Source organism: Nonomuraea longispora, assembly GCF_004348345.1.
Lineage (GTDB): Bacteria > Actinomycetota > Actinomycetes > Streptosporangiales > Streptosporangiaceae > Nonomuraea > Nonomuraea longispora.
This window is the reverse complement of record NZ_SMJZ01000079.1, coordinates 1-22,925: the sequence shown is the minus strand read 5'-3', so window position 1 is coordinate 22,925 and position 22,925 is coordinate 1. Positions and strand designations below refer to the sequence as shown.

22 protein-coding genes are annotated in these 22,925 nt (G+C 70.8%); 13 read left to right on the top strand and 9 right to left on the bottom strand.

Annotation, left to right across the window (positions count from 1 at the left end; genetic code table 11):
• The 5 genes from E1267_RS47335 (at position 1) to E1267_RS21195 (ending at position 4,360) form a co-directional block, all read left to right on the top strand.
• Positions 1-609 carry a DUF5941 domain-containing protein gene (locus E1267_RS47335; RefSeq protein WP_281283674.1) on the top strand — a complete coding sequence of 203 codons (609 nt, stop codon included), beginning with the start codon at positions 1-3 and terminating at the stop codon, positions 607-609.
• A 131-nt stretch (positions 610-740) separates the two neighbouring features.
• Positions 741-1,475 (top strand): phosphocholine cytidylyltransferase family protein, encoded by a 735-nt coding sequence (locus E1267_RS21210; RefSeq protein WP_132334330.1) that lies wholly within the window; start codon positions 741-743, stop codon positions 1,473-1,475.
• A 27-nt stretch (positions 1,476-1,502) separates the two neighbouring features.
• Positions 1,503-2,543 carry an iron-containing alcohol dehydrogenase family protein gene (locus tag E1267_RS21205; RefSeq protein ID WP_165959712.1) on the top strand — a complete coding sequence of 347 codons (1,041 nt, stop codon included), beginning with the start codon at positions 1,503-1,505 and terminating at the stop codon, positions 2,541-2,543.
• Positions 2,521-3,288 (top strand): CDP-alcohol phosphatidyltransferase family protein, encoded by a 768-nt coding sequence (locus E1267_RS21200; protein ID WP_132334328.1) that lies wholly within the window; start codon positions 2,521-2,523, stop codon positions 3,286-3,288. Before E1267_RS21205 ends, E1267_RS21200 begins: the two co-directional genes overlap by 23 nt.
• Positions 3,289-3,475: 187 nt before the next feature.
• Entirely contained in the window at positions 3,476-4,360 is an 885-nt protein-coding gene (locus tag E1267_RS21195) for a glycosyltransferase family 2 protein (protein WP_132334327.1), read from the top strand.
• Positions 4,361-4,362: 2 nt separating this feature from the next.
• On the opposite strand, the gene E1267_RS21190 is transcribed toward E1267_RS21195, so the two are convergent.
• Complete coding sequence (locus tag E1267_RS21190) at positions 4,363-5,076, bottom strand: acetoacetate decarboxylase family protein (RefSeq protein ID WP_132334326.1); 714 nt, start codon at positions 5,074-5,076, stop codon at positions 4,363-4,365.
• 62 nt (positions 5,077-5,138) lie between these two features.
• Between E1267_RS21190 and E1267_RS47950 the strand changes: the two genes are divergently transcribed.
• Positions 5,139-5,363 (top strand): sigma factor, encoded by a 225-nt coding sequence (locus E1267_RS47950; protein ID WP_132334325.1) that lies wholly within the window; start codon positions 5,139-5,141, stop codon positions 5,361-5,363.
• 132 nt (positions 5,364-5,495) lie between these two features.
• Here E1267_RS47950 and E1267_RS21180 read toward each other — a convergent pair whose 3' ends face one another.
• Positions 5,496-5,861 carry a hypothetical protein gene (locus E1267_RS21180; RefSeq protein WP_132334324.1) on the bottom strand — a complete coding sequence of 122 codons (366 nt, stop codon included), beginning with the start codon at positions 5,859-5,861 and terminating at the stop codon, positions 5,496-5,498.
• Between the two features lie 155 nt (positions 5,862-6,016).
• Between E1267_RS21180 and E1267_RS21175 the strand changes: the two genes are divergently transcribed.
• Both E1267_RS21175 and E1267_RS21170 read left to right on the top strand, forming a co-directional pair.
• Entirely contained in the window at positions 6,017-7,168 is a 1,152-nt protein-coding gene (locus E1267_RS21175; RefSeq protein WP_132334323.1) for a sensor histidine kinase, read from the top strand.
• Positions 7,165-7,821, top strand: a complete 657-nt coding sequence (locus E1267_RS21170; protein WP_132334322.1) for a response regulator — start codon at positions 7,165-7,167, stop codon at positions 7,819-7,821. The genes E1267_RS21175 and E1267_RS21170 overlap by 4 nt, the downstream gene beginning before the upstream one ends.
• Before the next feature lie 39 nt (positions 7,822-7,860).
• Here the strand turns inward: E1267_RS21170 and E1267_RS21165 are convergent, their stop codons facing one another.
• Positions 7,861-9,396, bottom strand: coding sequence for a carboxylesterase/lipase family protein (locus E1267_RS21165; protein ID WP_132334321.1), 1,536 nt, complete (start codon positions 9,394-9,396; stop codon positions 7,861-7,863).
• A gap of 295 nt (positions 9,397-9,691) precedes the next feature.
• On the opposite strand from E1267_RS21165, the gene E1267_RS21160 reads away from it, so the two are divergent.
• Together E1267_RS21160 and E1267_RS21155 are read left to right on the top strand one after the other, a co-directional pair.
• Entirely contained in the window at positions 9,692-10,135 is a 444-nt protein-coding gene (locus tag E1267_RS21160; RefSeq protein WP_342774854.1) for an RNA polymerase sigma factor, read from the top strand.
• Positions 10,132-11,061, top strand: a complete 930-nt coding sequence (locus E1267_RS21155; protein ID WP_132334319.1) for a hypothetical protein — start codon at positions 10,132-10,134, stop codon at positions 11,059-11,061. The genes E1267_RS21160 and E1267_RS21155 overlap by 4 nt, the downstream gene beginning before the upstream one ends.
• Here E1267_RS21155 and E1267_RS21150 read toward each other — a convergent pair.
• The 4 genes from E1267_RS21150 to E1267_RS21135 all read right to left on the bottom strand — a co-directional run bounded on the left by E1267_RS21150 (position 11,058) and on the right by E1267_RS21135 (position 16,792).
• Positions 11,058-12,020 (bottom strand): glycosyltransferase, encoded by a 963-nt coding sequence (locus tag E1267_RS21150; protein ID WP_132334318.1) that lies wholly within the window; start codon positions 12,018-12,020, stop codon positions 11,058-11,060. The two genes, E1267_RS21155 and E1267_RS21150, sit on opposite strands and share 4 nt — an antisense overlap.
• 56 nt (positions 12,021-12,076) lie before the next feature.
• Positions 12,077-13,336 carry an acyltransferase family protein gene (locus tag E1267_RS21145; protein WP_132334317.1) on the bottom strand — a complete coding sequence of 420 codons (1,260 nt, stop codon included), beginning with the start codon at positions 13,334-13,336 and terminating at the stop codon, positions 12,077-12,079.
• A 174-nt stretch (positions 13,337-13,510) separates the two neighbouring features.
• Positions 13,511-15,160, bottom strand: a complete 1,650-nt coding sequence (locus tag E1267_RS21140) for an LCP family protein (RefSeq protein ID WP_246064100.1) — start codon at positions 15,158-15,160, stop codon at positions 13,511-13,513.
• A gap of 186 nt (positions 15,161-15,346) precedes the next feature.
• Positions 15,347-16,792 carry a hypothetical protein gene (locus tag E1267_RS21135; protein ID WP_246064098.1) on the bottom strand — a complete coding sequence of 482 codons (1,446 nt, stop codon included), beginning with the start codon at positions 16,790-16,792 and terminating at the stop codon, positions 15,347-15,349.
• A gap of 151 nt (positions 16,793-16,943) precedes the next feature.
• Here E1267_RS21135 and E1267_RS21130 point away from each other — a divergent pair, with 151 nt between their 5' ends.
• Genes E1267_RS21130 through E1267_RS21120 form a run of 3 tightly spaced genes read left to right on the top strand, consistent with a single transcriptional unit; the run spans position 16,944 to position 20,994 of the window.
• Positions 16,944-18,944: a glycosyltransferase family 39 protein gene (locus E1267_RS21130; RefSeq protein WP_132334316.1), complete on the top strand. Its 2,001-nt coding sequence runs from the start codon at positions 16,944-16,946 to the stop codon at positions 18,942-18,944.
• Between the two features lie 55 nt (positions 18,945-18,999).
• Entirely contained in the window at positions 19,000-19,929 is a 930-nt protein-coding gene (locus E1267_RS21125; RefSeq protein ID WP_246064095.1) for a glycosyltransferase family 2 protein, read from the top strand.
• 3 nt (positions 19,930-19,932) lie between these two features.
• Positions 19,933-20,994, top strand: a complete 1,062-nt coding sequence (locus E1267_RS21120; protein WP_132334315.1) for a glycosyltransferase family 4 protein — start codon at positions 19,933-19,935, stop codon at positions 20,992-20,994.
• Here E1267_RS21120 and E1267_RS21115 read toward each other — a convergent pair.
• Both E1267_RS21115 and E1267_RS21110 read right to left on the bottom strand, forming a co-directional pair.
• On the bottom strand, positions 20,895-21,854 hold the full coding sequence (locus E1267_RS21115) for a lysylphosphatidylglycerol synthase transmembrane domain-containing protein (RefSeq protein ID WP_132334314.1): 960 nt from the start codon (positions 21,852-21,854) through the stop codon (positions 20,895-20,897). The genes E1267_RS21120 and E1267_RS21115 overlap by 100 nt on opposite strands.
• A 9-nt stretch (positions 21,855-21,863) precedes the next feature.
• A partial coding sequence (locus E1267_RS21110) for a TFIIB-type zinc ribbon-containing protein (protein WP_246064094.1) occupies positions 21,864-22,925 on the bottom strand: 1,062 nt, incomplete at its 5' end.

Genomic DNA, 22,925 nt, shown 5'->3' with positions numbered 1-22,925 from the left:
ATGGCACCCGTCCCCAGCAGCACGGTCGTGGCCTACCGCGACGACGGGCCGCTCTCGCGCGCCATGGGCATGCTCGTGGCCGGGCAACTGCCGCCGCTGCCGCCGGTGATCGCGGGCACGTTCGTCACCGGGGTGCTGCTGGTGCTCGGGGTGGCCGGGTCCGACGGGCTCGCCGTGTTCGCGCCCGCCGTGACGCTGCTGCTGGCCGGGCCGGGCAGCAGCCACGCGCACGACGGCCGGCTCGACTGGCTCGTGCCGCCGATCCTGCGGGTCATCGAGTACACGTTCATCGCGGCGTGCGGCTTCGCCCACGGGGTGCACCCGGTGATCATCATGATGCTGCTCGGCGCGCTGGCCTTCCACCACTACGACCTGGTCCACCGGGTGCGCCAGCGGGTCTACGCCCCGGCCTGGCTGTCGACGTTCGGGCTCGGCTGGGACGGGCGGATGATGGTGGTCTCGCTGGTCGCTCTCACGGGCTGGCTGGCCGGCGGCTATGTGGTGCTCGCGCTCTACCTGTGGGTGTTGTTCGGCTGGGAGAGCCTCACATGCTGGCTGGCCGCCCCCCAGGCGGGTGCGGAGGCGGCGGATACGGGAACACAAGACTGATGACAGATTACCCACCGTAGGCCGAAAGGGAACTAACCTTTGGGCCTACGGTGGCGCGTCCAACGACCGCCCCACCCCCTGCGCGGGTCGCGTCCAGTGCCCCGCCGCACGTTACGACTGAGGAGTGCACGTTGCTGGGAATGGTTCTGGCCGCCGGGGCCGGACGACGCCTGCGGCCGTACACCGACACGCTGCCCAAGGCGCTCGTGCCGGTCGACGGCGAAACCACGATCATGGACATCTCGCTGCGCAACCTGGCCGAGGTGGACCTGCGGGAGGTCGTGGTCGTCGTCGGTTACGCGGCGCAGGCCGTCCACGACCGCAAGGAGGAACTGGAGGACAGGCACGGCGTCAAGCTCACCCTCGTGCACAACGACAAGGCCGAGGAGTGGAACAACGCCTACTCCCTGTGGTGCGCACGCGACTACTTCGCCCAGGGCGCGCTGCTGGTCAACGGCGACACCGTGCACCCCGTCTCGGTGGAGAAGACCCTGCTGTCGGCCCCCGGGACGAGCGACATCCTGCTGGCCGTCGACAACGTGAAGAAGCTCGCCGACGAGGAGATGAAGGTCACGCTCTCGCCGGAGGGCGCGCTGCGCCGCATCACCAAGCTGATGGACCCGGCCGAGGCCTACGGCGAGTACATCGGCGCCACACTCATCCGGCCGGGCGCGGCCGAACGGCTGGCCGACGCGCTCAAGGCGACGTTCGAGCGCGACCCGCAGCTCTACTACGAGGACGGTTACCAGGAGATGGTCGAGCGCGGTGAGCTGATCCACGCCGCGCCCATCGGTGAGGTCGACTGGGTCGAGGTGGACAACCACGACGACCTGGCCAAGGCCCGCACCATAGCCGTGCGCTACTGAGGGGGCGCGATGCCGCTTCTAGCGAGAATGTTGCCGACGCCGCTGACCATGCAGGTCAGGCGGGGCGCGGTGGCGGAGCTCGGCGCGCTGCTGGCCGACAGCCGCGTGGCCACGTCCGGCAGGGTCGCCGTGGCCGTCGGGCCCGGCCAGGGCGACCACATCGAAAGCCTGATAGCGCCCACGCTGGGTGAGGCCGAGGTCTTCAGGGTGGCCGACGGCACGGTCGACGCGGCCGTCTCGCTCGGCGCCGACCTGCGCAAGGGCGCCTACGAGGTCGTGGTCGGCGTCGGTGGCGGCAAGACGATCGACGCGACGAAATACGCCGCGTCGCTCGCCGGCATCCCGATGGTGGCCGTGGCCACCAACCTCGCCCACGACGGCATCTGCTCGCCCACCGCCTCCCTGGTCTACGACGGCGGCAAGGGCACGTTCGGGGTGCCGATGCCGCTGGCGATCCTTGTCGACCTCGACTTCGTGCACAGCGCGCCGCAGCAGCTCGTCAGGGCGGGCGTGGGCGACGTGGTGAGCAACCTGTCGGCGATCGAGGACTGGCAGCTCGGCAACGTCGAGCGCGGCGAGCCGATCGACGGGCTGGCCTGCTCCATGGCCCGCACCGCCGCGGAGGCGCTGATCGGGCGGGCCGACTCCATCGAGTCCGACGCGTTCCTCACCGTGCTGGCCGAGTCGCTGATCCTTTCGGGTATGTCGATGGTGATCGCCGGCTCCTCCCGGCCCGCGAGCGGTGGAGACCATGAGATCCTTCATGCCGTGGATCAGCTCTTCCCCGGCACCTCCAACCACGGCGAGCTCGCCGGGATCGGTGCCGCCTTCTGCTTCTTCCTCAGGCAGGACGACGCTCGCGTGACGCAGGTGACCCAATGCCTGCGCCGCCACGAGCTGCCGGTCGTCCCCGCCGACATCGGGCTGTCCAGCGAGCAGTTCGCCGAGGCCGTCGCGCTGGCGCCGGCCACCCGTCCCGGCCGCTACACGATCCTGGAGCACCTGCGCATGCAGGACTCCGAGATCCACGATCGGGTGGAGGACTATGTCCGGGCCTTCGGTCGCTGAGCTGCGGCGGGTCGCCCAACCCGACGGACACCTCCAGCGCAGGAACGGTGAGCACTGGGCGGGCGTCCTCTACATGCGCAGGATGTCCATCTACGTCACGTGGCTGATGGCCAGGACGCCGGTCACGCCCAACCAGCTCACCTGGGTGATGACGGTGGCCGGCGTCGTGGCCGGGGTCGTGCTGGCCCTGCCGGGGCTGTGGGCGGCCGTGTTCGCCGCCCTGCTCGTCCAGGTCTACCTCCTGCTCGACTGCTCCGACGGCGAGCTGGCGCGCTGGACGGGCAAGACCTCGCTGGTCGGCGTCTACCTCGACCGCGTCGGCGCCTACTTCACCGAGGCGGCGCTGCTCGCTGGGCTGGGCTGGCGGGCCTCGGCCGTCCTGCCCGACTGGTACACCGTGCTGGGGGTCGCCGCCGCGCTGGGCGCGATCCTCATCAAGGCCGAAACCGACCTCGTGGAGGTGGCGCGGGCCAAGGGCGGGCTGGCGGCGGCGACCGAGGCCTCGGTGGGCCAGTTCCGCTCAGGGCTGCTGGGGCTGGGCAGGCGGGTGTTGTCGGCGACGAAGTTCCACCGCATCGTGCAGCCGGTGGAGCTGTCGCTGCTCGCGCTGGCGACCGCGGTGATCGATCTGGTGACCGGCGATCTCACCCCCACCAGGGTGTTGCTCGTCGCCTGTTTCGCCGCGGCCTGCCTCCAGGTTGTTCTGCATCTGGTCAGCATCCTGGCATCGAGGCGACTTGCGTGATCTCATGTCGGAACCGATGGAGCCCCTCGTCCGTCGTATTGATCGGACGTCCTCCGTTCGGTGGGGGTTCACTGACGGTTCCGATACGCTTAGCTCCACCCATATCCCAAACGATGCAGACCAGCAGACTCGGTGATCATGAAAGAATGCTCCGCTCGTGCTCTCAACGCGTCAGGACGATGATTCGTTGAAGATCTCGTGCGTCATCCTCACCATGGGCAACCGGGTCGCGGAGCTGAACCGGGCGGTCGAGTCCGCGCTCAACCAGGTCGACGGCGACGTCGAGGTGGTGATCGTAGGCAATGGCGCCGACGTGCCCGAGGTGTCGGCGACGCCACCCGAGGGGTCGTCCGCGATCGTGAAATCGATCCGGCTCGACCAGAACACCGGCATCCCCGCAGGCCGAAACCGCGGCGTGGAGGAGTGCTCGGGCGACGTCGTGCTGTTCCTCGACGACGACGGCTGGTACGCCAGCCAGAAGGTGGTCGCCCACGTGCGCGACCGTTTCGCCACCGAGCCCGACCTCGCGGTGATCTCCTTCCGGGTGATGGATCCCGACGGAGGCATCGGTCAGCGGCGGCACGTCCCCCGCCTGCGCGCGGGCGACCCGCAGCGCTCCTCACCCGTCACGACGTTCCTCGGGGGCGCCTCGGCCGTCAGGCGCTCCGCCTTCCTTCAGGTGGGCGGCCTGCCCGAGCGGTTCTTCTACGCGCACGAGGAGACCGACCTGGCCTGGCGGCTGCTCGGCGAGGGCTACCGCATCGAATATGACGCCGAGACGGTGATGTACCACCCGCAGGTGCCGCCGACGCGGCACACCGAGTTCTACCGGCTCAACGCCCGCAACCGGGTCTGGCTGGCCCGGCGCAACCTGCCGTGGCCGCTGGCGTTCCTCTACCTCACCAACTGGGTCGTGCTCACTCTCGTGCGCGAGCGCGGCTCGGGCGGCGCGCTCAAAGCCTGGTTCGCCGGCTTCTTCGAGGGCCTGCGCACCCCCGCCGGCGAGCGCCGTCCCATGGCGTGGCGCACGGCCTGGCGCATGGTGAAGCTGGGCCGCCCGCCGATCGTCTGAGCTCACGCCTCCCTGGCCGCGCCGAAGAGCATCTCGGCGCGTGCGACGTTCATGCTGAACAACGCCCGCTTCGGCAGCCCCAGCTCGCTCAGTTCCTTGGCGATGGGATGGTTGCCCAGGCGGATCAGCGCCCCGCCGGGGCGGATCCTGGCGCGGCGCGCCCGCGCCGACCAGGGCACGCGCCGCGTGACGCCCTCCCGGTGCGTGTACGCCTCCAGCGGCTTCACCACGGTGGCCCCCGGCACCGGCACGCCCGGCCTGACCAGCATGTCGAGCACGAGCCGGCCGTCCTTGCGCAGCACACACCGTTTGTACGGCGATCCGAGCCGCAACTCGATGTCGGCCATTTCCTTCGGAAACCCCCACAACGTGCGCCCGGCTTCCAGCGTGAACTGCTGGTCGACCGGCAGCCAGTGCACGAACACCCCGGCCCGCGCCAGGTCCGCCGCTTTCATGGGCCCCGACACGCCCGGAGGGCGCACCAGGAAGGCCATGCCGAACTCGTGGTAGGCGTCGAGATCGCCGTCGCGGTAGTCGACGAACAGCAGCACGCAGACGGCCTTGCCCGGCAGGACCTCGGCGACGTCGAGCCCGGAGTACGCGATGACCGCCCTGGCGGCGTCGGCGCGCACCGGGTAGAAGGCGCCGCAGATCTCCGCGTCCCGCACCCGCACCGGCATGCCGACCGTCCGGCCCTGGATCAGATGCGTTGCCATGCTTTCAGTACATCAACCGGCAAGCCGTGTGACCATTCCCGCCCCGGTGCCGTCTAGGTGTGATGTGGGTTTCCAGCTGTATAGCGAGCACTTGCCGCTCGTGTGCGGGTTCCTCCTGCGCACGACCCGTGACCCCCCATCTCGCGGAAGACCTGGCACAGGAGACGTTCGTCAAGGCGACCAGGGCCCTGCCTTGCCGGCGTGGCGAGAACCCGGCCGCCTGGCGCGTCCCCGCGGTCGGCCGGACAGCCGGTACCGGTGCCCGCCGAGCGTGTCGAGCGTCCTGACCAAGCTGGGGTTGCCGGACAGGGTCCACGTACTGCTCTCATGGTCCGCGGATGCGCGGGCCGGGGCTTCAGCGGGCGGCCTCGTCCCCGTCCGCCGCCGCCGCCGTCGGCGCCGGCGGCGGACGGGAGGAGTCACGCCGTTCGTGAGCGGTAGGCGGCCACGGTGGCGAGCACCCCGGCGACCAAGGCGACCACCACGCCGATGGTCCTGATCCAGGTGCCGAGGAAGACGCCGATCGAGGTCACGTCGGCAAGGACGGCGAGCTGGCCGGTGGCGACGATGGCGGCGGCCTCCGAGAGCCCGATCAACGCGCCCAAGGCCGGGGTCCAGCGCCAGCCGGTGAAGGCGATCAGCAGCGCCGACCCGACCAGCAGGACGAGGCCCGGTGGCACGACCGGCATGTTCACTCCCGCCACGCGCTGGACGACCATGCCCACGGCACCGGCGATCAGCCCGGCCACGGTGACCAGGCGGACGCCCGACAGCGTTCTGTTCATTTTCATCGCTTCCTTCGCCTGCGCTGATCCGACGCTTCACTGTGACCCGGCCGCCGCTACCGGGTCGTCCCCGTGGCCGCGGCCTCCCGGATACGCGGATCCGCGTAGCTGTGGTGAGGACGGCAGCGGTTACGACAGCAGTTAAAGTCAGGACCGTGACGAGCATCGCGGACCGTACGCGGAGCTGGTCGGTCGACGCGTGGCCGTGCCTGCCCTTTCTCGCCGCCAACCTGGTCGGCACCGGGCCGGCGGCCGTGTACCAGCCTGACGCGGCGCGCCCGCTGGACGCCGGGGCGTACGCGCTGGTGGTGGCCGCGGCCCTGGCGCTGGCCTGGCGGCGCAGACCGGGGCTGGTGCTGCTGCTCAACGGCGCGGCAGTCGTGACCTATCTGGCGGCCGGCTATCCGTTCGGGCCGGTTCTGCTGACGGTGCCCGCCGCGATGTACGGCGTGGCCGCGGCATGGCCGGCCGTCCAGGCGGGGCTGGTCGTGGCGGCGGACTTCGGCGTGCTGATCGTGGGCCTGTTCGCCAAGGTCGCCGCGGAGCCGGCGGCCAGCGGGTCGGCGATGGTCGTGGACGTACTCGTGTGGGGAGCGGTCACGCTGGTCGTGCTGACGATCGGCACCACGGTACGGATCCGGCGGGAGGCCGCCGCGGGCGTGCGCACGGAGCAGGCGCGGCGGATGGCATCGGAGGAACGCTTGCGGATGGCGCAGGATCTGCACGACACCATCGGCCACGGGCTGGCCGCCATCGCGATGCAGGCGGGGGTGGCGCTGCACGTGCTCGATCGTGACCCGGTGGAGGCCCGTCAGGCCATGGAGGCGGTACGCGCCACCAGCCGCGAGGCGCTGGACAGCCTGCGCGCGGAGCTGGAGCACCTGCGCGGCGACGAACCCGCGCAGCGCCAGCCTGTGCCGGGACTGGACGGCCTCGGCGAGCTCGCGGGCAGGGTCAGGGCGGCCGGGATCGATTTGACCTTGAACGTCCAGCCGGACCTCGGCCTGGCCGGGCCGGTGGACTCCGCCGCGTTCCGGATCGTGCGGGAGGCGCTGACGAACGTGCTACGGCACGCGGGCACGGCCGCCGTCCGGGTTCTGATCCGCCGCGACGGCGATGAGCTGTTGGTCGAGGTCACCGACACCGGCGGCGACCGGGCCTCGCACGCCACGAGTCCCGGCGGCGGTCTCGGCATCCGGGGCATGCGAGCGCAGACCGAGCAGCTGGGCGGGGAGCTGGAGGCGGGCCCCCTTCCCGGCGGTGGATTCTCCGTCACGGCCCGGATCCCTGTGGAGGAAGTACCATGATCCGCGTCGTCGTCATCGATGACCAGGCTCTGATCCGGGTCGGCGTGCGTACGCTGCTGCGCTCCGAGCCTGATACGGAGCTCGTCGGAGAGGCCGCCGACGGCCGGTCCGGGCTGGCCGTCGTCCGTGAGACCAGGCCGGACGTGGTGCTGATGGACATCAGGATGCCCGAGATGAACGGCCTGGCGACTCTGCGGGAGATCAGCGACGATCCGGCGCTGTCATCGGTACGTGTGGTCATGCTGACCACGTTCGGCCTGGAGGAGTACGTGTTCGAGGCGTTGCGTGACGGGGCCAGCGGGTTCGTGCTCAAGGACGCCGAGCCGGACGAGTTGCTGCGCGCGGTTCGCGTGGTCGCCGGCGGCGAGTCGTTGTTGTCGCCGTCGGTCACCCGGAGCGTGATCTCTCAGTTCACCCGGCGCACCCCCGCCATGATCGCGCATCCCGGCGTCAAGGAGCTGACCGAGCGCGAACGCGAGGTGACGGCCTGGGTGGCCACCGGCATGTCCAACGACGAGATCGCTGCCCGGCTGGTGCTCAGCACCGAGACGGTGCGTACCCATGTCAGCCGGGCGATGCTCAAGTTGAGGGCCCGTGACAGGGCGCAGCTCGTCGTGTTCGCGATCCAGTCGGGCCTCGGCCCGCCGGCGTGAGCGCACGCGGGCGGGCCTTGGTGCCGCTGGGACGACTCGTCAGGAGGCGGGGCGCAGCCGCTTCCAGAAGCCGCAGTGATGCTCGGCGGACAGGTTGATCGGCGTGACACCCTTGGCGCTGATGGACAGCACGGTCGAGCGGTCATAGGCGGGCCAGTCCGGGCCCGGCACGCCGGTTTTGGCGAAGCTCGTCCAGTAGTCGACCAGCTTGTTGTGCAGCGCGGTCGGCGGGGCGGGCAGGTTCCCCGGGTGGAAGCTGTCGAAGAAGTACCGTACGTCCGCGCCGTGCGGAACCCCCATCGGCATGCCGTTCTCGACCTTGTCCACCGGCTCGGCGAACTCGTAACCGAACACGGGCGCGCGATTGGCCTCGTTCGCGGGCAGCTGGGAGCAGGCGCCGACCTTGCCTCCGTGGTCCCCGAGCAGTGTCGCGAGCGCCAGAGCCGGGCTGGGGTAGCGCTTGGCCGGATACTCCGCCAGCACCCGCTTGCCGGCCCTGGCCCCGAAGAGTTTCCTGACCGTCCGCCGGTATTCCGCCTTGTCGATCTTGGCGTGCTGCTGGGCCACGAAGACCCGCATCTCGTCCCTGGTGCCGCCGTGGATCAAGGGCACTGACGAGGTCCGCAGCGCCTCCAGCGGCTGGACCGGCAGCGCCTTGGTGCCGGCGACGGGCAGCCACGGCATCGAGGCGATTCTGGGCTCGATGGACTGCACCTGGGCCTCGTACAAGCCGATCAGGTCGCTGAGCGGCTTGTGGCGCAGGCAGGCGAGTGCCGTCTTCCGGTCGGCACAGCCGAGTTCGCGCGCCGTTTTCACGGCCCGGCGCTCGGCGTCCTTCCTCGTCAGCAGGTCGTTGCCGCACGGCCCGCTCTGCACGATCGCCTTGTGGAACAGCCCCTTCGCGCCGGGTGCGGCCAACTGGGCGCAGGCGCTGAAGGCACCCGCCGACTCCCCCCACAGGGTCACGTTGCCCGGGTCGCCGCCGAACGCGGCGATGTTGCTCCGCACCCACCGCAGCGCCGCCTGCTGGTCGGCGATCCCGAAGTTTCCGTTGTACCGATCCCGATTCCCGGGATGGGCCAGGAAGCCCAGGCTGCCCAGCCGGTAGTTCAGGGTCACCACGACCACCTGGCCGCGCTTGACGATCCGCGTCGGGTCGTACAGTCCTCCGGTGCCGCCGGTGAAGCCGCCACCGTGCAGGAACACCATCACGGGCAGCCGGGAGGACGTCGTACGCGGGGTCTCCACGTTGAGATAGAGGCAGTCCTCCTCTCCCAACGGCGGTTCCGACGGCGCGAGCCGCCAGGGGCATGACGGGCCGGGTTTTGTGGCGTTCTTGATCTTCGTCCACGGTTTGACGGGGGCGGGCGCGCGCCATCGCCTGGCCCCCACCGGCGGGGCGGCGAACGGTATGCCCTGGAACAGGCGGTAGTCAGCGGTGACCTTGCCGCGTACAGGACCGTCGGAGGTTCGTACCACGGCGTCGTCGGCCGTGGAGGCCACAGCGGGGAAGGCCACGATGGACAGGAGCAGCGAGGCGACCCCCGCCGCCTTGGGGAAACGGGTTCTCAACATGCGCCCACCCTTGCCGTGAACGGCGCCCGGGTCTTCCCACCATCGCCGTATCCGTGGCCTACGCCCACCTGCGTACGCCGTCTGCCCGGCGAACGAATCGACGGCAGCCCGCGGCCGATGCAGTCCATGCTTTTGGTGGCGGTGTCGGCACCGTGCCGGCGGCCAGCGACAGGCCCGCCGGCGCGTCCTCGGCCATGCGCAGGGCGTGCCGGTCGGGCACGGCAAGCCGTGTGACCATTCCCGCCCCGGTGCCGTCTAGATGTGATGTGAGTTTCCAACCGACACGGGGGGCGTCATCATCGAGGAGCTGTATCGCGAGCACTGGCCGCTCGTGTGCGGGTTCCTCCTGCGCAGCCATCTCGCGGAAGACCTGGCACAGGAGACGTTCGTCAAGGCGACCAGGGCCCTGCTGGGCTGGCGTGGCGAGAACCCGGCCGCCTGGCTGCTCGCCATCGCCCGCAACGTCCTGGTCGACCACATACGCCGCCGCCGGATCGAGGTGGCCCTGCCGGACCCCGGCGAGCTGGGCGTGCCCGCGCTCCACGTGGTCTCCCTCGACGTGCGCGACACCCTGGACCGGCTGCCCGAGCGGCACCGCAGGCTGCTCACGCTGGTCTACCTCGAAGGGTTCTCGCTCGTGGAGGTGGCCGCGATGACCGGCAGGAATCACGCCTCGATCAAGACCGCCGTGTGGCGGGCCAGGAACGCCTTCGCCGACATCTACGGAGCCCCCGAATGACCGACGACTTCCCAGACCTGCCGGACTTCGACCCCAAGGCCACCCGGAACGCCGTGCGGCGGGGTGTCCTCAGGACGGCCGCGATCGTCCTGACCGTACTCGTCCTCCTCGCCGCGGCGCTCACGTGGGGTTCGGCCGCGGTGCAGACCCGCGGCGACCGCGAGCAGCGCATGGCCGCCGTGCTCGGCACCGCGTTCAAGATGTACAGCCCGGCCTACGCCGTGAGCCTGGGCGCCTGCTGCGAGACCACCCCGATGTCGATGTCCCTGGAGGTGCAGGCGGCTCCGCTGCGGCCTGCCGGCGACTTCTGGCCCGCGGGCGGCGCCGCGTACACGATCAGTCAGAACCTCTTCGGCCGGGTGGGGCGCCTGCCGCTGGGCAGCGTCGCCAACACCAGGCTCTCCACGGCCCTGTACGACGTCGGCACCTCCCTCGCCCCCAAAAAGGACGTGCGCAAGGTGCTCGACCGGCTGCCCGGGGACCTCAGGGCGATGGCGGTGGTGGAGTTCGCCACGCCGCTGCCCGAAGGCGACATGAAGGCCTTCATGAAGACGCACGGCGCCTGTGCCGAGCGGGTCGCCTACGAGCGCAGACCGGGCGCCCTCTCCATCACCTGGGGCTTCGGCTACTGGGCCGACGCGCGGACAAACCCCGGGAAGAAGGGCGGCGACATGACCGAGGAATCGTGCGGCGGCGGGCTGCGGGACTTCCGCGCCTGGGTCGGCCTGCTCCACGAGCACGACGACGCCAACCTGCGCGCCTTCGACCTGTCCCTTGACCGGCTGCGCAGGGCGGCGGACGGCGGTCTCTCCTACGCCTACGTCGACCAGGGCAGCTCGGTCGAGAAACTGCGCGAGGTGATCAAGGATCCGCGCGTCCGCACGGTCCGCCTGGCCGACGTCGCCTTCGACCTGGACAAGCCCTAGACGGCGAGCGCGTGCGCCGTCAGGCCGGCCCACGACTCGGCGCGGCGGACGAAGTCCTGCGCGTGGTCCGGCCAGTGGTGGCGCAGGCGTGCCTCGGCGTGGCCCAGCGCGCCCAGTTCGAGCCGGCGTGCCGGGTCCTCCTTGAGGTCCAGGACGGCGTTCAGCACGGCGTCCACGTCGAAGGGAACCACGAGGCCGCAGCCGGCTCGCTCGACCAGCGACGCGCCCTGCGGGGTGGTGATCACGGGCAGCCCGCGGCCCATGTAGTCCATGATCTTGGTGGGCGGCGTCGCCACCGTGCCGGCGGCCAGCGACAGGCCCGCCAGCGCGCCCTCGGCCATGCGCAGGGCGTGCCGGTTGGGCACGTACCCGTACCAGTCGAGCAGGCCGACGCGCTGGGCGTCGCGCAGCAGCGGACGCACGTCGCGGGCCGCCGCGCCGATCAGGTCCAGCCTCACCCCGTGCGGGACCAGCCGCTCGGCCAGCCCGATCAGCTCCGTCACGCCTCGCTCGGCCGACAGGCGGCCGATGTGCACGACCCTGGTGTCGCCGGGCGGGGGAGGGGCGGGCGACACCAGGGTCGCCTCGGGGAGCACCGCGGTCGTGACCACCCGGTGTCGGCGGCCCGCGCGGGCGAGCCGCGCCGGGCTCACCCGCTCGCGTACGTCCCAGACGACAGGGGGCCGCCGGAGGGGCAGCGCGCGCAGCAGCCGGTGGTCGTGCACGATCAGGAGGTCCGCGTCCTTCACACCGCGTTTGAGCACCGCGCGGGCCCGCCCGTACGACGCGTGGTACGCCACGTCGCCGGCCCTGAGCCCCATGGCCGGCGTCACGTTGAAGTGGGTGAACGGCGCGACGTAGGTCACCTCGTGGCCCGCGTCGAGCAGCGCCCGGATCTGCCGGTGCATGATCCGGGCGTCCTCGGGATGGTGGACGGTCGTGGCGACACATGCGCGCATGTGTCGATGCTCGGCGCTAACCAGGTCAAAGGCGTTAATGCGGGCCAAACGGCTGCTTAACTTCGGGATGGCCGCCGATAGAGCCAGGTCAGGCGGGGCTCAAGCACCCACTTGAAGACCGTACGGGTCTCCGGCAGGCACAACACGATCGCCAGCGCGAAGGAGCTGAAGCTGATCGCCAGGACGCCGAGCGGCCCGTGCAGCCACGGGAACTCCAGCCAGCCCTGGTCCTTGGCGATCAGGACGGGGATGCCGTGCAGGAGGTAGCAGTAGAGCGTGCGGGTGCCGAGGTCGGTGTACCAGGTCTCCTTCCTGGGCACCAGCGCCAGCACGGCGAAGCACATGGCGAGCGCGCACACCAGCAGGCCGACGCGCAGCCCGAGCCCCATGTACCAGGACAGGTCGAGGTCCTGGTAGCTGTTCTTGTAGTAGAAGGGGCCGAGCGGGGCCTTGGGCGCGATGTAGATGGCCACCGCCGCCGCGCCGAGCACCGTGACCACCGAGACGATCTTGATCCAGCGCCGGTTGAGCAGCTCGAAGTGTTCGGGCTGCATCACGAGGCCGATGACGAAGAACGGCAGGAGGCCGAAGAAGCGGTCCATGCTGAAGTCGCCCGAGATCTGCGAGAACCCGGCGAACAGGTAGATCGCGATCGACACGGGGACGGGATATTTCATGCGCTTCCACACCGGCGTGGACAGGCGCCAGAACAGCAGCGCCAGGAGATACCAGTTGAGCCACGCCGGGTCGATGATCGTCAGGCTCCACTTCTGGCCCAGCGCGAAGCGGAGCGCGGCGTAGCCGACCTCGACGATCACGTAGGGGACGAGGAACGTGTCGACCAGCTTGTTGGTCTTCGCGTTGGAGTTCCAGAAATTTCTGGACAGGTAGCCGCTGATCAGCACGAACAGCGGCATGTGGAACGTGTAGATGAAGATGTACAGCGATCTGGAGGAGTCGGCCGACAAGGTCGGCACCAGCGAGTGGCCCAGCGGCACGAGCGCGATCAGGATGAACTTGACGTTGTCGAGGAACGGGTCACGCTTGCGCTTGGGCGGCTGCTCGGCCTGCTGCTGGGGCCGGGGTTGCGGCTGCGCCTCCGGCTGCGCGGCGGGCGCCGTGATCACGGGGCGCTCGGCCCGCACCGCGGGCTGCGGCTCCGTGCGCTCGCCCGGCGGCACGCCGTGCGGGTCGGTGGCCTCGCTCCAGAAGGTCTCCTCCGGTAGCGGCCATCGGGCCCCCGTGTCGGCGGGCCCACCCTCGCCGTCAGGGCTCCGCGGGGTCGTGACCTGTGGGGACCATCTGGTGTCAGACACTGGGGGAGTCGCTCAGCTTCGCTCGGGGCCGGGGAACACGACGGCAGCACGACCCGGACGACCTTGCGGCCCCGTGTCGCGCTGCGTCGCCGACCCGCAACACACTATCTCGCGCTCAAGGGTGCTGTCCCTCACGCGGCGGATATGACGCGATTACACAGGCAATCTGGAGCGTCAGGTGCACACGTTCTTCTGCTCGGACGCGTTGATCGAGTTCTGCTCGACGCTGTCGGGCAGCTTGCTGACCTTGACCGAGTCGAAGTCCTCGCCGATGACGAACTGGATCACCGGAGTGCCCTTGAGCTTGGCTCCGCCGGTGCTGGTCGTCGTGGACGTGTACGGCTGCGCGTTCGTCGCCCTGACCTTGCCCGACCCCGGCGAGGGCTTGGGCACGACGGCCTTGGCCAGCACGTCGGCGTAGTCGGGCGCCGTGTCGATCGACTTGGCGTAGTGGACCTCGCTCTTGGCCAGGCTGGCGCCGCCCGGGGCCTCGTAGTTGCCCACCCCGATCACCTTGAAGCCCTGCTCGGCCAGTTGGCCGGCGACCTCGTTCGCCTTGCCCTGAGCCTTGGTGCCGTTCAGCACCTGGACTCGCACCTGCTCCGGCTTGGGCGTGACCTTGGGCTTGGAGCTGGAGCTGGCGCTGGCGGACGGCGACGGCTGGGTCTCCTCGGTGTCCGTCTTGATCGCGGTGAACAGCTTCTGGGCGTCGGGCTGTCTCCAGACCACGCGAGCATCGGGGTTGTCCGGGTCGGGCAGGACCGGGACCGTGGTGAGCTCGACCCCCTTAGCCGTCAGTTGCTTCGTGCTCATGGCGATGGAGATGAGCTTCTCGGTGTCGTTGGCGAGCGCGGGGTCCATGGTGACCGAGCCGGCGGCGGCCGCGATGAAGTTTCTGAGCTTGCCGACGTCGGTCATGAGCTCGCTGCTGGTGGCCTTGGCGATGACCTTGCTGAGGAAGATCTGCTGCCGCTTGATGCGCTGGAGGTCGCTGCCGTCGCCGTATTTGCGCAGGCGTACGTATCCGAGGGCCTTCTCGCCGTTGAGCAGGCTCTTGCCGGGCGGCAGCACGAGCTTGGAGCTCTTGTCGTTGACGCCGTTCTGCAGGCAGATCTCGATGCCGCCCAGGGCGTCGACGATGTTCTTGAAGCCGCTGAAGTCGACCTCGACGAAGTGGTTGACGCGGATGCCGGTGAGGGTCTCGAGCGTGGAGATCGTGCACGCGACGCCGCCCGAGTTGTACGCCGAGTTGATCATGTCGCGGCGTGGGGGCATCTCCTGCTTGGTGGTCTCGTTCTTGCACTTCGGGATCTGCACCATCGAGTCGCGCGGGAAGCTGACCAGCCGGGCCTGGTCGCGGTTGGGGGAGATGTGCAGCAGGATGATCGTGTCGGTGCGCTTGCCGCCGCCGTCGGCCTTCCTGGCGTCCTCCTGGCCGTATTTCGCGTTGCCCTCGCCCGCGCGGGTGTCGGAGCCCACGAGCAGCACGTTGAGCGCGCCGGTGTCGAAGGGCCGAGGGTTGATGATGTCGTCGTTGATGCTCTTCTGCTTGATGTTGCCGAAGGCGTCGCGGTAGACCACGTAGCCGGTCAGCGCGCCCGCGACCATGAGCGAGGTGACGCCGATGCTGACCCAGGCCAGCACGCGCATTCTGCCGCCCTGGCCGCCACCGCCGCGATGGCCGCGGGGCGGCCCGTCGTCCGGCGGCTCGGGAGGCGGCGCGGCGGCGGCCGCCCTGCGGGCCATCCTGCTGCCGGGCTGGGAGTGAGCGCCTCGATGGTCGTGCGGGAAATCAGCTACTGGCGCGCCCCTGTAGTCGCTCATACGCCCCCTAGCCTCACTTCTTGCGCCTGACGCGCCGGCTTGGTCGCTCCGGGCAACGAAAGTAGGACACGTGCGGCGGGCCCGTGGCCTTGATCGCGGGCAACGATCGTGACCCGGGTGTGACGCTTTCGCCGGAAAGCATACTCAGAGCCGGACATTGCGTGGAATATCATCGCCAAACTCTCTTCACCCTCCGGGTACTCGTCGCAGCACATCAGGCCTGAGACTGAGGGCAGCCGCCAGACAGGCCAGAGGTACGGCCGGCAGCACGTAACGGTAGTCGAACTCGGCGGCCGCGGCCGGTGTGACCAGCAGCACGGCGGCCGCCGACCAGAGCACCAGCCAGGCCGGAGCTCCCGCGCGAGGCCGGCCCTGCCGCCTGCGCCGGAGCCCGGCGACGGCCATCACCGGCGGCACCAGCAGCACCCCCAGGAGCACCGGGCCGGGCAGCCGCGCTGCGCTCTGGTAGGCCCGCAGCCATCCGGCGTAAGGCTCGACGATCTTCGTGCCGATCGCACCCTGCTCATAGAGCTTGGCATATTCGGCGCCCACCTGTGCGGGATAACGGCCAGGCGGACCCGGTTCGGTGACAGGGAACTCGTAGTAGCCGTAAATCTCGGCGTCAGGATAGACCGGACGGCCCCAGGTGAACGTGCGGCCCAGCTCGCCCAGCACCGAGGCGGCGTAGTCGAGCGGCTGGCTGGTGATCGCCAGCGCCGCGAACCTGGCCGCCAGCTCGTCGTTCTCCTTCGTGAACGTGATCCCTGGCAGCCGGACGAGGGGGGCGTCCTTGGCCCAGATGTACTCCTGGGAGGGCGGCCGCTCCTCCGGCGGGCGGGGGTCGCACAGGACCCTCAGATCGGGCGGCGGGTCCATCCTGGCGCAGTCGGCGAACGACATCGCGCGGGCGTACAGGAAGGCGCCGTTCGCGCCCACCAGGCCGATTCGCTGGTAGGTGGAGTAGAACCAGGCGCCGTACGCGACGAGCGGCACCAGGGCGGCGGCGAGCAGCACCCCGGCGGGCCGGATGCGCCGGCGCAGCACGAACCAGCCGGCCAGCACGACGATCAGCGGCTGGCCGACCGTCCTGGTGAGCACGGCCGCCGCCAGCAGCAGCCCGATCGCCGCCACGGTGGCGGGCCGCCGCGTCGTGCTGAGCACGACGGCGGCCACGACCAGGAACATGAAGAGCGTGTCGGCGACCAGCAGATGCTCCAGCTCGACCTGGTACGCGTCCAGCAACACGGGAACGGCGGCCGGCGTCGCCGCCCATCGGGGCGCCCGGCGCGCCGCCAGATAGACCAGCACGCCCGTGGCCAGGCCGAGCAGGTGCTGCACGGCCGCGACCGCGGCGAAGGAGTGCAGTGGTTCGAGCAGCTTGAGGAACATCGAGTAGCCCGCCGGCCGCACCAGGTCGGGGCGTGGGTGGAAGACGGTGACGACGTAGGTGTAGGTGTCGGGGAACCACAGGGCGGGCCGGTAACCCGCCATGGCCAGGGCGCGCAGCGCCGCGCCGAGCACGAACACGGCCAGGAACCACCCGTGCCGCCGGACCCGGCGCCGGACCTCGCCCGGGAGGCGCCGCCTGCCCCGGCGGGCCGGCGCGGGCTCCTCCGTACGAGCCTCCGACATCAGCCGTACGTCCTCCCGAATCCTCCGCCACCCCCGGGCGGTCTGCCACCGTACGGTACCGGCGATCGTGCGGAGCCCGTGCCACCGGCGGCACGCCACGCACCCGCCGTGGGCGTGCCCGGTGTGCGCGGTTGGATACGCTCGCTGACCGATGGGACACGATCGACCAGGCCGGTTGCTCGCCGCGCTCTCGGTGCTGCCCGCGCTCGCCGTGGCGGGATGGCTGCTGGCCGGGCTACCGCTGCTGCTGCTCGGCCGCTTCGCGCCGCTGCCGGCCGCGCTTCTCGGGCTCCCCGCCGCCGCGCTGCTGTGCTGGGCGGGCACGCGGCGGCTCGGCAAGCTGGTCGAGGCCACGCCCCGGCAGGTCGCGGCGGTCGTGGCGGTGGCCCTGGCGTCGGGCGTGTTCAACACGGTGCTGCACAGCGAGCAGGTCGCCGTCAGGCGTGATCCGGCGACGTACGCCCAGTACGCGGCCTGGATCGCGCAGCACGGCTCGTTGCCCATCCCGAGGCAGGCTGAGGCGTTCGGCGGGTTCGACCCGTGGCTGATCTTCGCCGGCGTCGGGTTCTTCGACGTGCCCGGCGGGGTGGTGCCGCAGTTCATGCCGGGCGCACCGCTGCTGTTCGCGGTGGGCAACTGGTTCGGGGCGCCGTTCGCGATGCCGGCCGTGCTGGGCGCGCTGGCCGTGCTCACGCTGGCCGGGGTCGTCGCGCGGCTGGCCGGCGCGCGGTGGGCGGTGGTCGCGGCGGTGGCGTTCGCGGTGTGCCTGCCGATCCTCTACACCTCGCGCACCACGTTCAGCGAGATCCCGTCGATGGTGTTGCTGTTCGGCGGCCTGTCGTTGGCCTGCGACGCGTTCACCAGGCCGGGGTGGTGGCGCGGGCTGCTCGCTGGGCTGGTGTTCGGGCTGGCCGTACTGGTCAGGATCGACGGGCTGCGTGACGTGCTGCCGGTGCTGGCGTACGCGGGGCTGCTGATCGCGATGCGGCGGTCGGCGAGGAACAAGGGGGCGCTCGGCCCAGGGTTGCTGGCCGGTCTGGTCGTGGGCGGCGGGGTCGGGATGCTCGGGGGATACGTGCTCGCCCGGCCGTACCTGGGTTACCTGGGGGGCTCGATCCGGCCGCTGCTGCTCATCTGCGCGGGTGTGCTCGTGCTCACCGTGGCCGGCACGGCCGCCGCGCCGCTCCTGGCCCGGCTGCGCCCGCCGAAATGGCTGCCGATGGCGGGGGCCGGGCTGACCGTCCTGCTCATGGCCGGCCTCTACGCGCGTCCGTGGGTTCAGGCGGTCACCCGGGTGCCGGTGCACGAGGGCGACCGGCGTACGTTCTCGATGATCGAGGCGATCCAGAAGGCCAACGGCATGACGCCCGACGGCACACGGCTCTACTTCGAGTACTCGCTGCACTGGGCGGTCTGGTACGTCGGCCTGCCCACGGTCGTGCTGGCCACGGTCGCCGCGGCGCTGCTCGTCCGCCGGCTGCTGCGCGACGGCGCGCTGTTCGAGTGGCTGCTGCCGCTCGCGGTGATCGGCTGGACCACCGTCACCACGCTGCTGCGGCCCGAGATCACGCCCGACCATCCGTGGGCGGCCCGCCGCCTGGTGCCCGTCGTCATCCCCGGGCTCATCCTGCTGGCCACGTACGCGCTGGCCTGGCTGCGCGACCAGGCGGGCCGGCGCGGCACGCGAATTCGGCGCTGGGGCACCGCGCTGGCGGTCGCGCTCGTGCTGGTGCCCCCGGCCGTGACCTCGATCGGCACGGCGTTCACGCCGATCGAGCGGGGCGAAGCGGCGGCGGTCGAGGCGATGTGCGACAAGATCCCGCGCGACGCCTCGGTGTTGTTCGTCGAGCGGGTCACCGGCGACCGGTTCATGCAGGCGGTGCGGGGCACGTGCGGTCTCCCGGCGGCCGCGGTCAAGCGCGTGCTGACCGACGTGGCGCCTGAGGACCAGGTACGCCGCCTGATCGAGCGGGTGCGGGGCACCGGGCGCGTGCCGGTCGTGCTGGCCGCCGACGAGGGCCAGGTCGCGCCGTACGGGCGGGCGACGCAGGTCCTGGCGCTGGTGGCGCGGCAGGACGAGCGCTCGCTGATCGAGGCTCCCAACGGCACCTGGACGTTGCGGATGAACGTCTGGATGGCCGTGTCGAAGTAGAACGATCTTGTAGGGTAGACTCGGTGTTCCTCTGGGCAGAGTAACCTCGATCCCCGTGAGCACGCTCGACGCCTCCAAGAGTGGACCTGCCGTGGAAGAAGCGCCATACGTCACGATCGTCCTTCCCTGCTACAACGAGCAGGACCACGTCCTCGACGAGGTCGAGCGCATCACCAAGGCGATGGACTCCAGCGGCTACACCTACGAGCTCGTGGCCGTCGACGACTGCTCCAGCGACGAGACGCTGGCCAGGCTGAAAGAGGCCGCGCCCACCTACCCCCACCTGCGCATCCGCGCCTTCCACCGCAACGGCGGCGCCGGCACCGTGCGCCGCATCGGCACGCAGGAGGCCAGGGGCGAGATCGTCGTGTGGACCGACGCCGACATGACCTACCCCAACGAGCGCATCCCCGAGTTGGTGCAGCTCCTGGAGAAGGACCGGACGATCGACATGGTGGTCGGCGCGCGCACCAGCGAGGAGGGCTCGCACAAACTGCTGCGCGTGCCCGCCAAGTGGGTGATCCGCAAGGTGGCGGAGATGCTGGCCGGGCAGAAGATCCCCGACCTCAACTCCGGATTGCGGGCCTTCCGCAGGCCGGTGGCCAAGCCCTACCTGCGGCTGCTGCCTCCCGGGTTCTCCTGCGTCACGACGATCACACTGTCGTTCCTGTCCAACCAGCACGACGTCTACTACCTGCCGATCGGCTACGCCAAGCGGGCCGGCAAGTCGAAGTTCAGCTTCGTCTCCGACGCCTACCGCTACATCCTGCAGGTGCTGCGGATGATCATGTACTTCAACCCGCTCAAGGTGCTGATGCCCCCCGCGTTGTGGCTGGTGGGCATCGGGCTGCTGAAGGGCGTCTGGGACATGATCCAGCACCCGTTCTACTTTCCCGCCAACACCGTCATGATCTTCCTGTCCGGGTTGCTGATCGGGTCCGTGGCGTTGCTGGCTGACCTGATCGTGCGCTCGCGCGGGAACTGACCGGTGCGCATCGCGATCGTCGGCCCGACCTACCCGTACAAAGGGGGCGGGGCTCAGCACACCACCGAGCTCGCGCACCGGCTCGCGGCCCTGGGGCACGACGTGGTGATCGAGTCGTGGCGGGCCCAGTACCCGTCGTTCCTCTACCCCGGCGAGCAGACGATCTCCGCACCCGAGGGCAGCCCCTACCCGCGGACCGCGCGCAGGCTCGACTGGCGGCGGCCCGACGGGTGGGCCGGCGCGGGCCGGCGGCTGCGCTCGGCGGACCTGGTCGTTCTCGCCGTGCTCAGCCCCGTGCAGGTCCCCGCCTACCTGGGCATCCTGCTCGGCCTGGCGCGCAAGGCAAAAGCCGTCGCCCTGTGCCACAACGTGCTGCCGCACGAGCGCAAGCCCTACGACCGGCCGCTCATGCGGGCGCTGCTCAACCGGGTCGACGGCGTGCTGACCCACTCCGAGCAGCAGGCCGCGCTGGCCAGAGGGCTGACCGGCACGCCGGTGAGTGTGGCGGGGCTGCCGCCGCACCTGCCCTCGACCACCGCCGAGAGGTCCACCGCCGTGCAACGCCGGCTGCTCTTCTTCGGCATGGTCCGGCCCTACAAGGGGCTCGACCTGCTGCTGCGGGCGCTGCCCGACGGGGTCGCGCTGACGGTGGCGGGAGAGTTCTGGGGTGGGCTCGACGAGACGAAGGCGCTGATCGCCGAGCTGGGTCTCGGTGACCGGGTCGAGCTGCGGCCCGGCTATGTGGCGGCCGAGGACGTGCCGGCGTTGTTCGCCGCCGCCGACGCGCTCGTGCTGCCGTACCGCACCGCGACCGCCAGCCAGAACGTCTGGCTCGGCCACGAGCACGGCGTGCCCGTGATCGCCACCCGCGTCGGCGCGCTGGCCGACCACGTCACCGACGGCGTCGACGGGATCCTCGTCGAGCCGGGCGACGCCGGAGCGCTCCGCGAGGCGATCGAGCGCTTCTACGCCTCCGGCGAGCCCGAGAGGTTGCGGTCGGGGGTCAAGGCGGTCGATCCGGAGCCGTTCTGGTCCGCGTACACGGCGGCGCTGCTCGGCGCCTGACGGCCCAGCAGCCACGACACCCCCGCGGCCGTCGCGTCGGCCAGGGTGAAGGCCAGCCGCGACACGATGGCCACCGCGAGCGCGGCGGGCGTGCCGATGATCGGCCCGAGCACCAGCACCATCGCGCCCTCCCTGATGCCGACCCCGGCGGGCACGACGACGGTCAGGATGCCGGTGGCCCACGCGAAGGCGTAGGCGCCGGTGGCCACGACGTAGAGGTCGGCGCGACCGGCCAGCAGCCAGACGTGCAGGCCGTACACGAGCCAGCCGAGCGCCGTCCACGCCACCGCGACCACGACCGTGCGGCCGGGCAGGACGCTCTCCAGCGGCTCCTTGCGGGCGACGCGCAGCGCGAGGTTGAGACCCCAGGTGAGCACCTTCGGGTGCAGGCAGACCATGATCACCGGCACGAGCAGCACGAGGTACCAGGCCCGCCGCACCACCTCCTGCGAGCCCAGCGTGGCCGCGGCGATCGAGATCGCGGCCCCGATGCTGATCACCAGACTCAGCGAGATCGTCGCGAACGTGCGCCGCGGCGGGCTGCCGTGGTCACGACCTAGGTCGATCATCGCGGCGTACGCCCAGACCGCGCCCGGGATGTACTTCCCGAGCTGGCCCACGAACATGATGCGCCCGGCGACCCGCAGCGGCACCCGCGTGCCGAGCCCCGCCAGGATCTCGCGCCAGGCGACCAGCATGAAGAACTGGCCGAGCAGCACCGCGGCGAACGCCCCCAGCACCGCCCACGGCGACATGTCGGCCACGGCGGCCGTGGTCTCCTCCCAGTTGGAGGCCAGGCCGTAGCCCAGGAAACCGAGCGCGACCAGGGCGAGGACGACGCGCAGCAGGCGGCGGAGCATTGGGCCAGGCTACGCGTTCCTCCCCCAGACCAGCCAGACCATCGCCGCGAGCACGATCAGCGCGGCGAGCACCGCGAACGCGATCTTTACCGCGCTGTACGGCCGGTCGCCGTGGACCTCCCCGCTCACCCCATTGATCATCACCTGGTACGTCTTGCCGCTGAACACGTAGTTGCCGACCCACACCGGCAGCAGCACCAGCTTGAACGTGACGTCCGCGTAGGAGGTGTTCACCGAGTGCACGCGCTGCTCGTCGCCGCCGATGTCCCTGCGGCAGTCGCCCAGGATGACCTGGTGCATGACGCCCTTGGCCAGCTCCATGCCGGCCTGCGGCTCGGTGTCGTACCTGAGGCTGTGGTGCCCGGTCACGTAGCCGGGCTGGAACGCGACCGCCCGCTCCAGCGGCCAGGGCTGCAGCGCGTTGAGCCGTTCGCCGGGGAGCCGCGTGGTGGCGGGGACGAGGACGTCGTCGAAGGTGCGCGCGACCCGGCCGGCGGCGGGATGCCAGCGGGTCTTGCGGACCCGGCGGGTCTTGCGCTGGCCGTTGGAGGTGTAGGACTGGGTCACCCAGTAGTGCTTGCCGCGCTGGCCGGTGTAGTCGGAGACCGTGGCCGCGTCGAACGTCCAGTGCGGAAGGTACGTGCTCTTCATGGTCTCCGCCTCGCTGACCTTCTTGAGGCGGTTGGGGGCGAACCAACGGGTCCGCACCCAGCCGCGCAGCGCGGTCCTCGTGCCGCCGCGGTCGAGGGCGAAGGGGAGCACGGCCTCCGGGGTGATCTGTGAGTCGTTCGCCGTGTCGGCCACCAGGGCGGTGCTGCAGAACTGGCAGCCCATGGACAGGGCGTCGCTCTCGGTGCGGGCGCCGCAGCCGGGGCAGGTGAACTGGTGCCTGGCCAGGGTGTGGACGCGCGGCTTGGCGAGGAAGGCGTCGAAGGAGTGCTCGCGGACGCGCCGGGCGGGCGGGGCGATCTGCTGTTCGAGCCCGCAGTAGGGGCATCGCAGGGCGGTGGTGCCCGGCGCGAAGGCCACGCTCGCGCCGCAGCCCGCGCACGGCTGGGCGGGTGTCTGGGT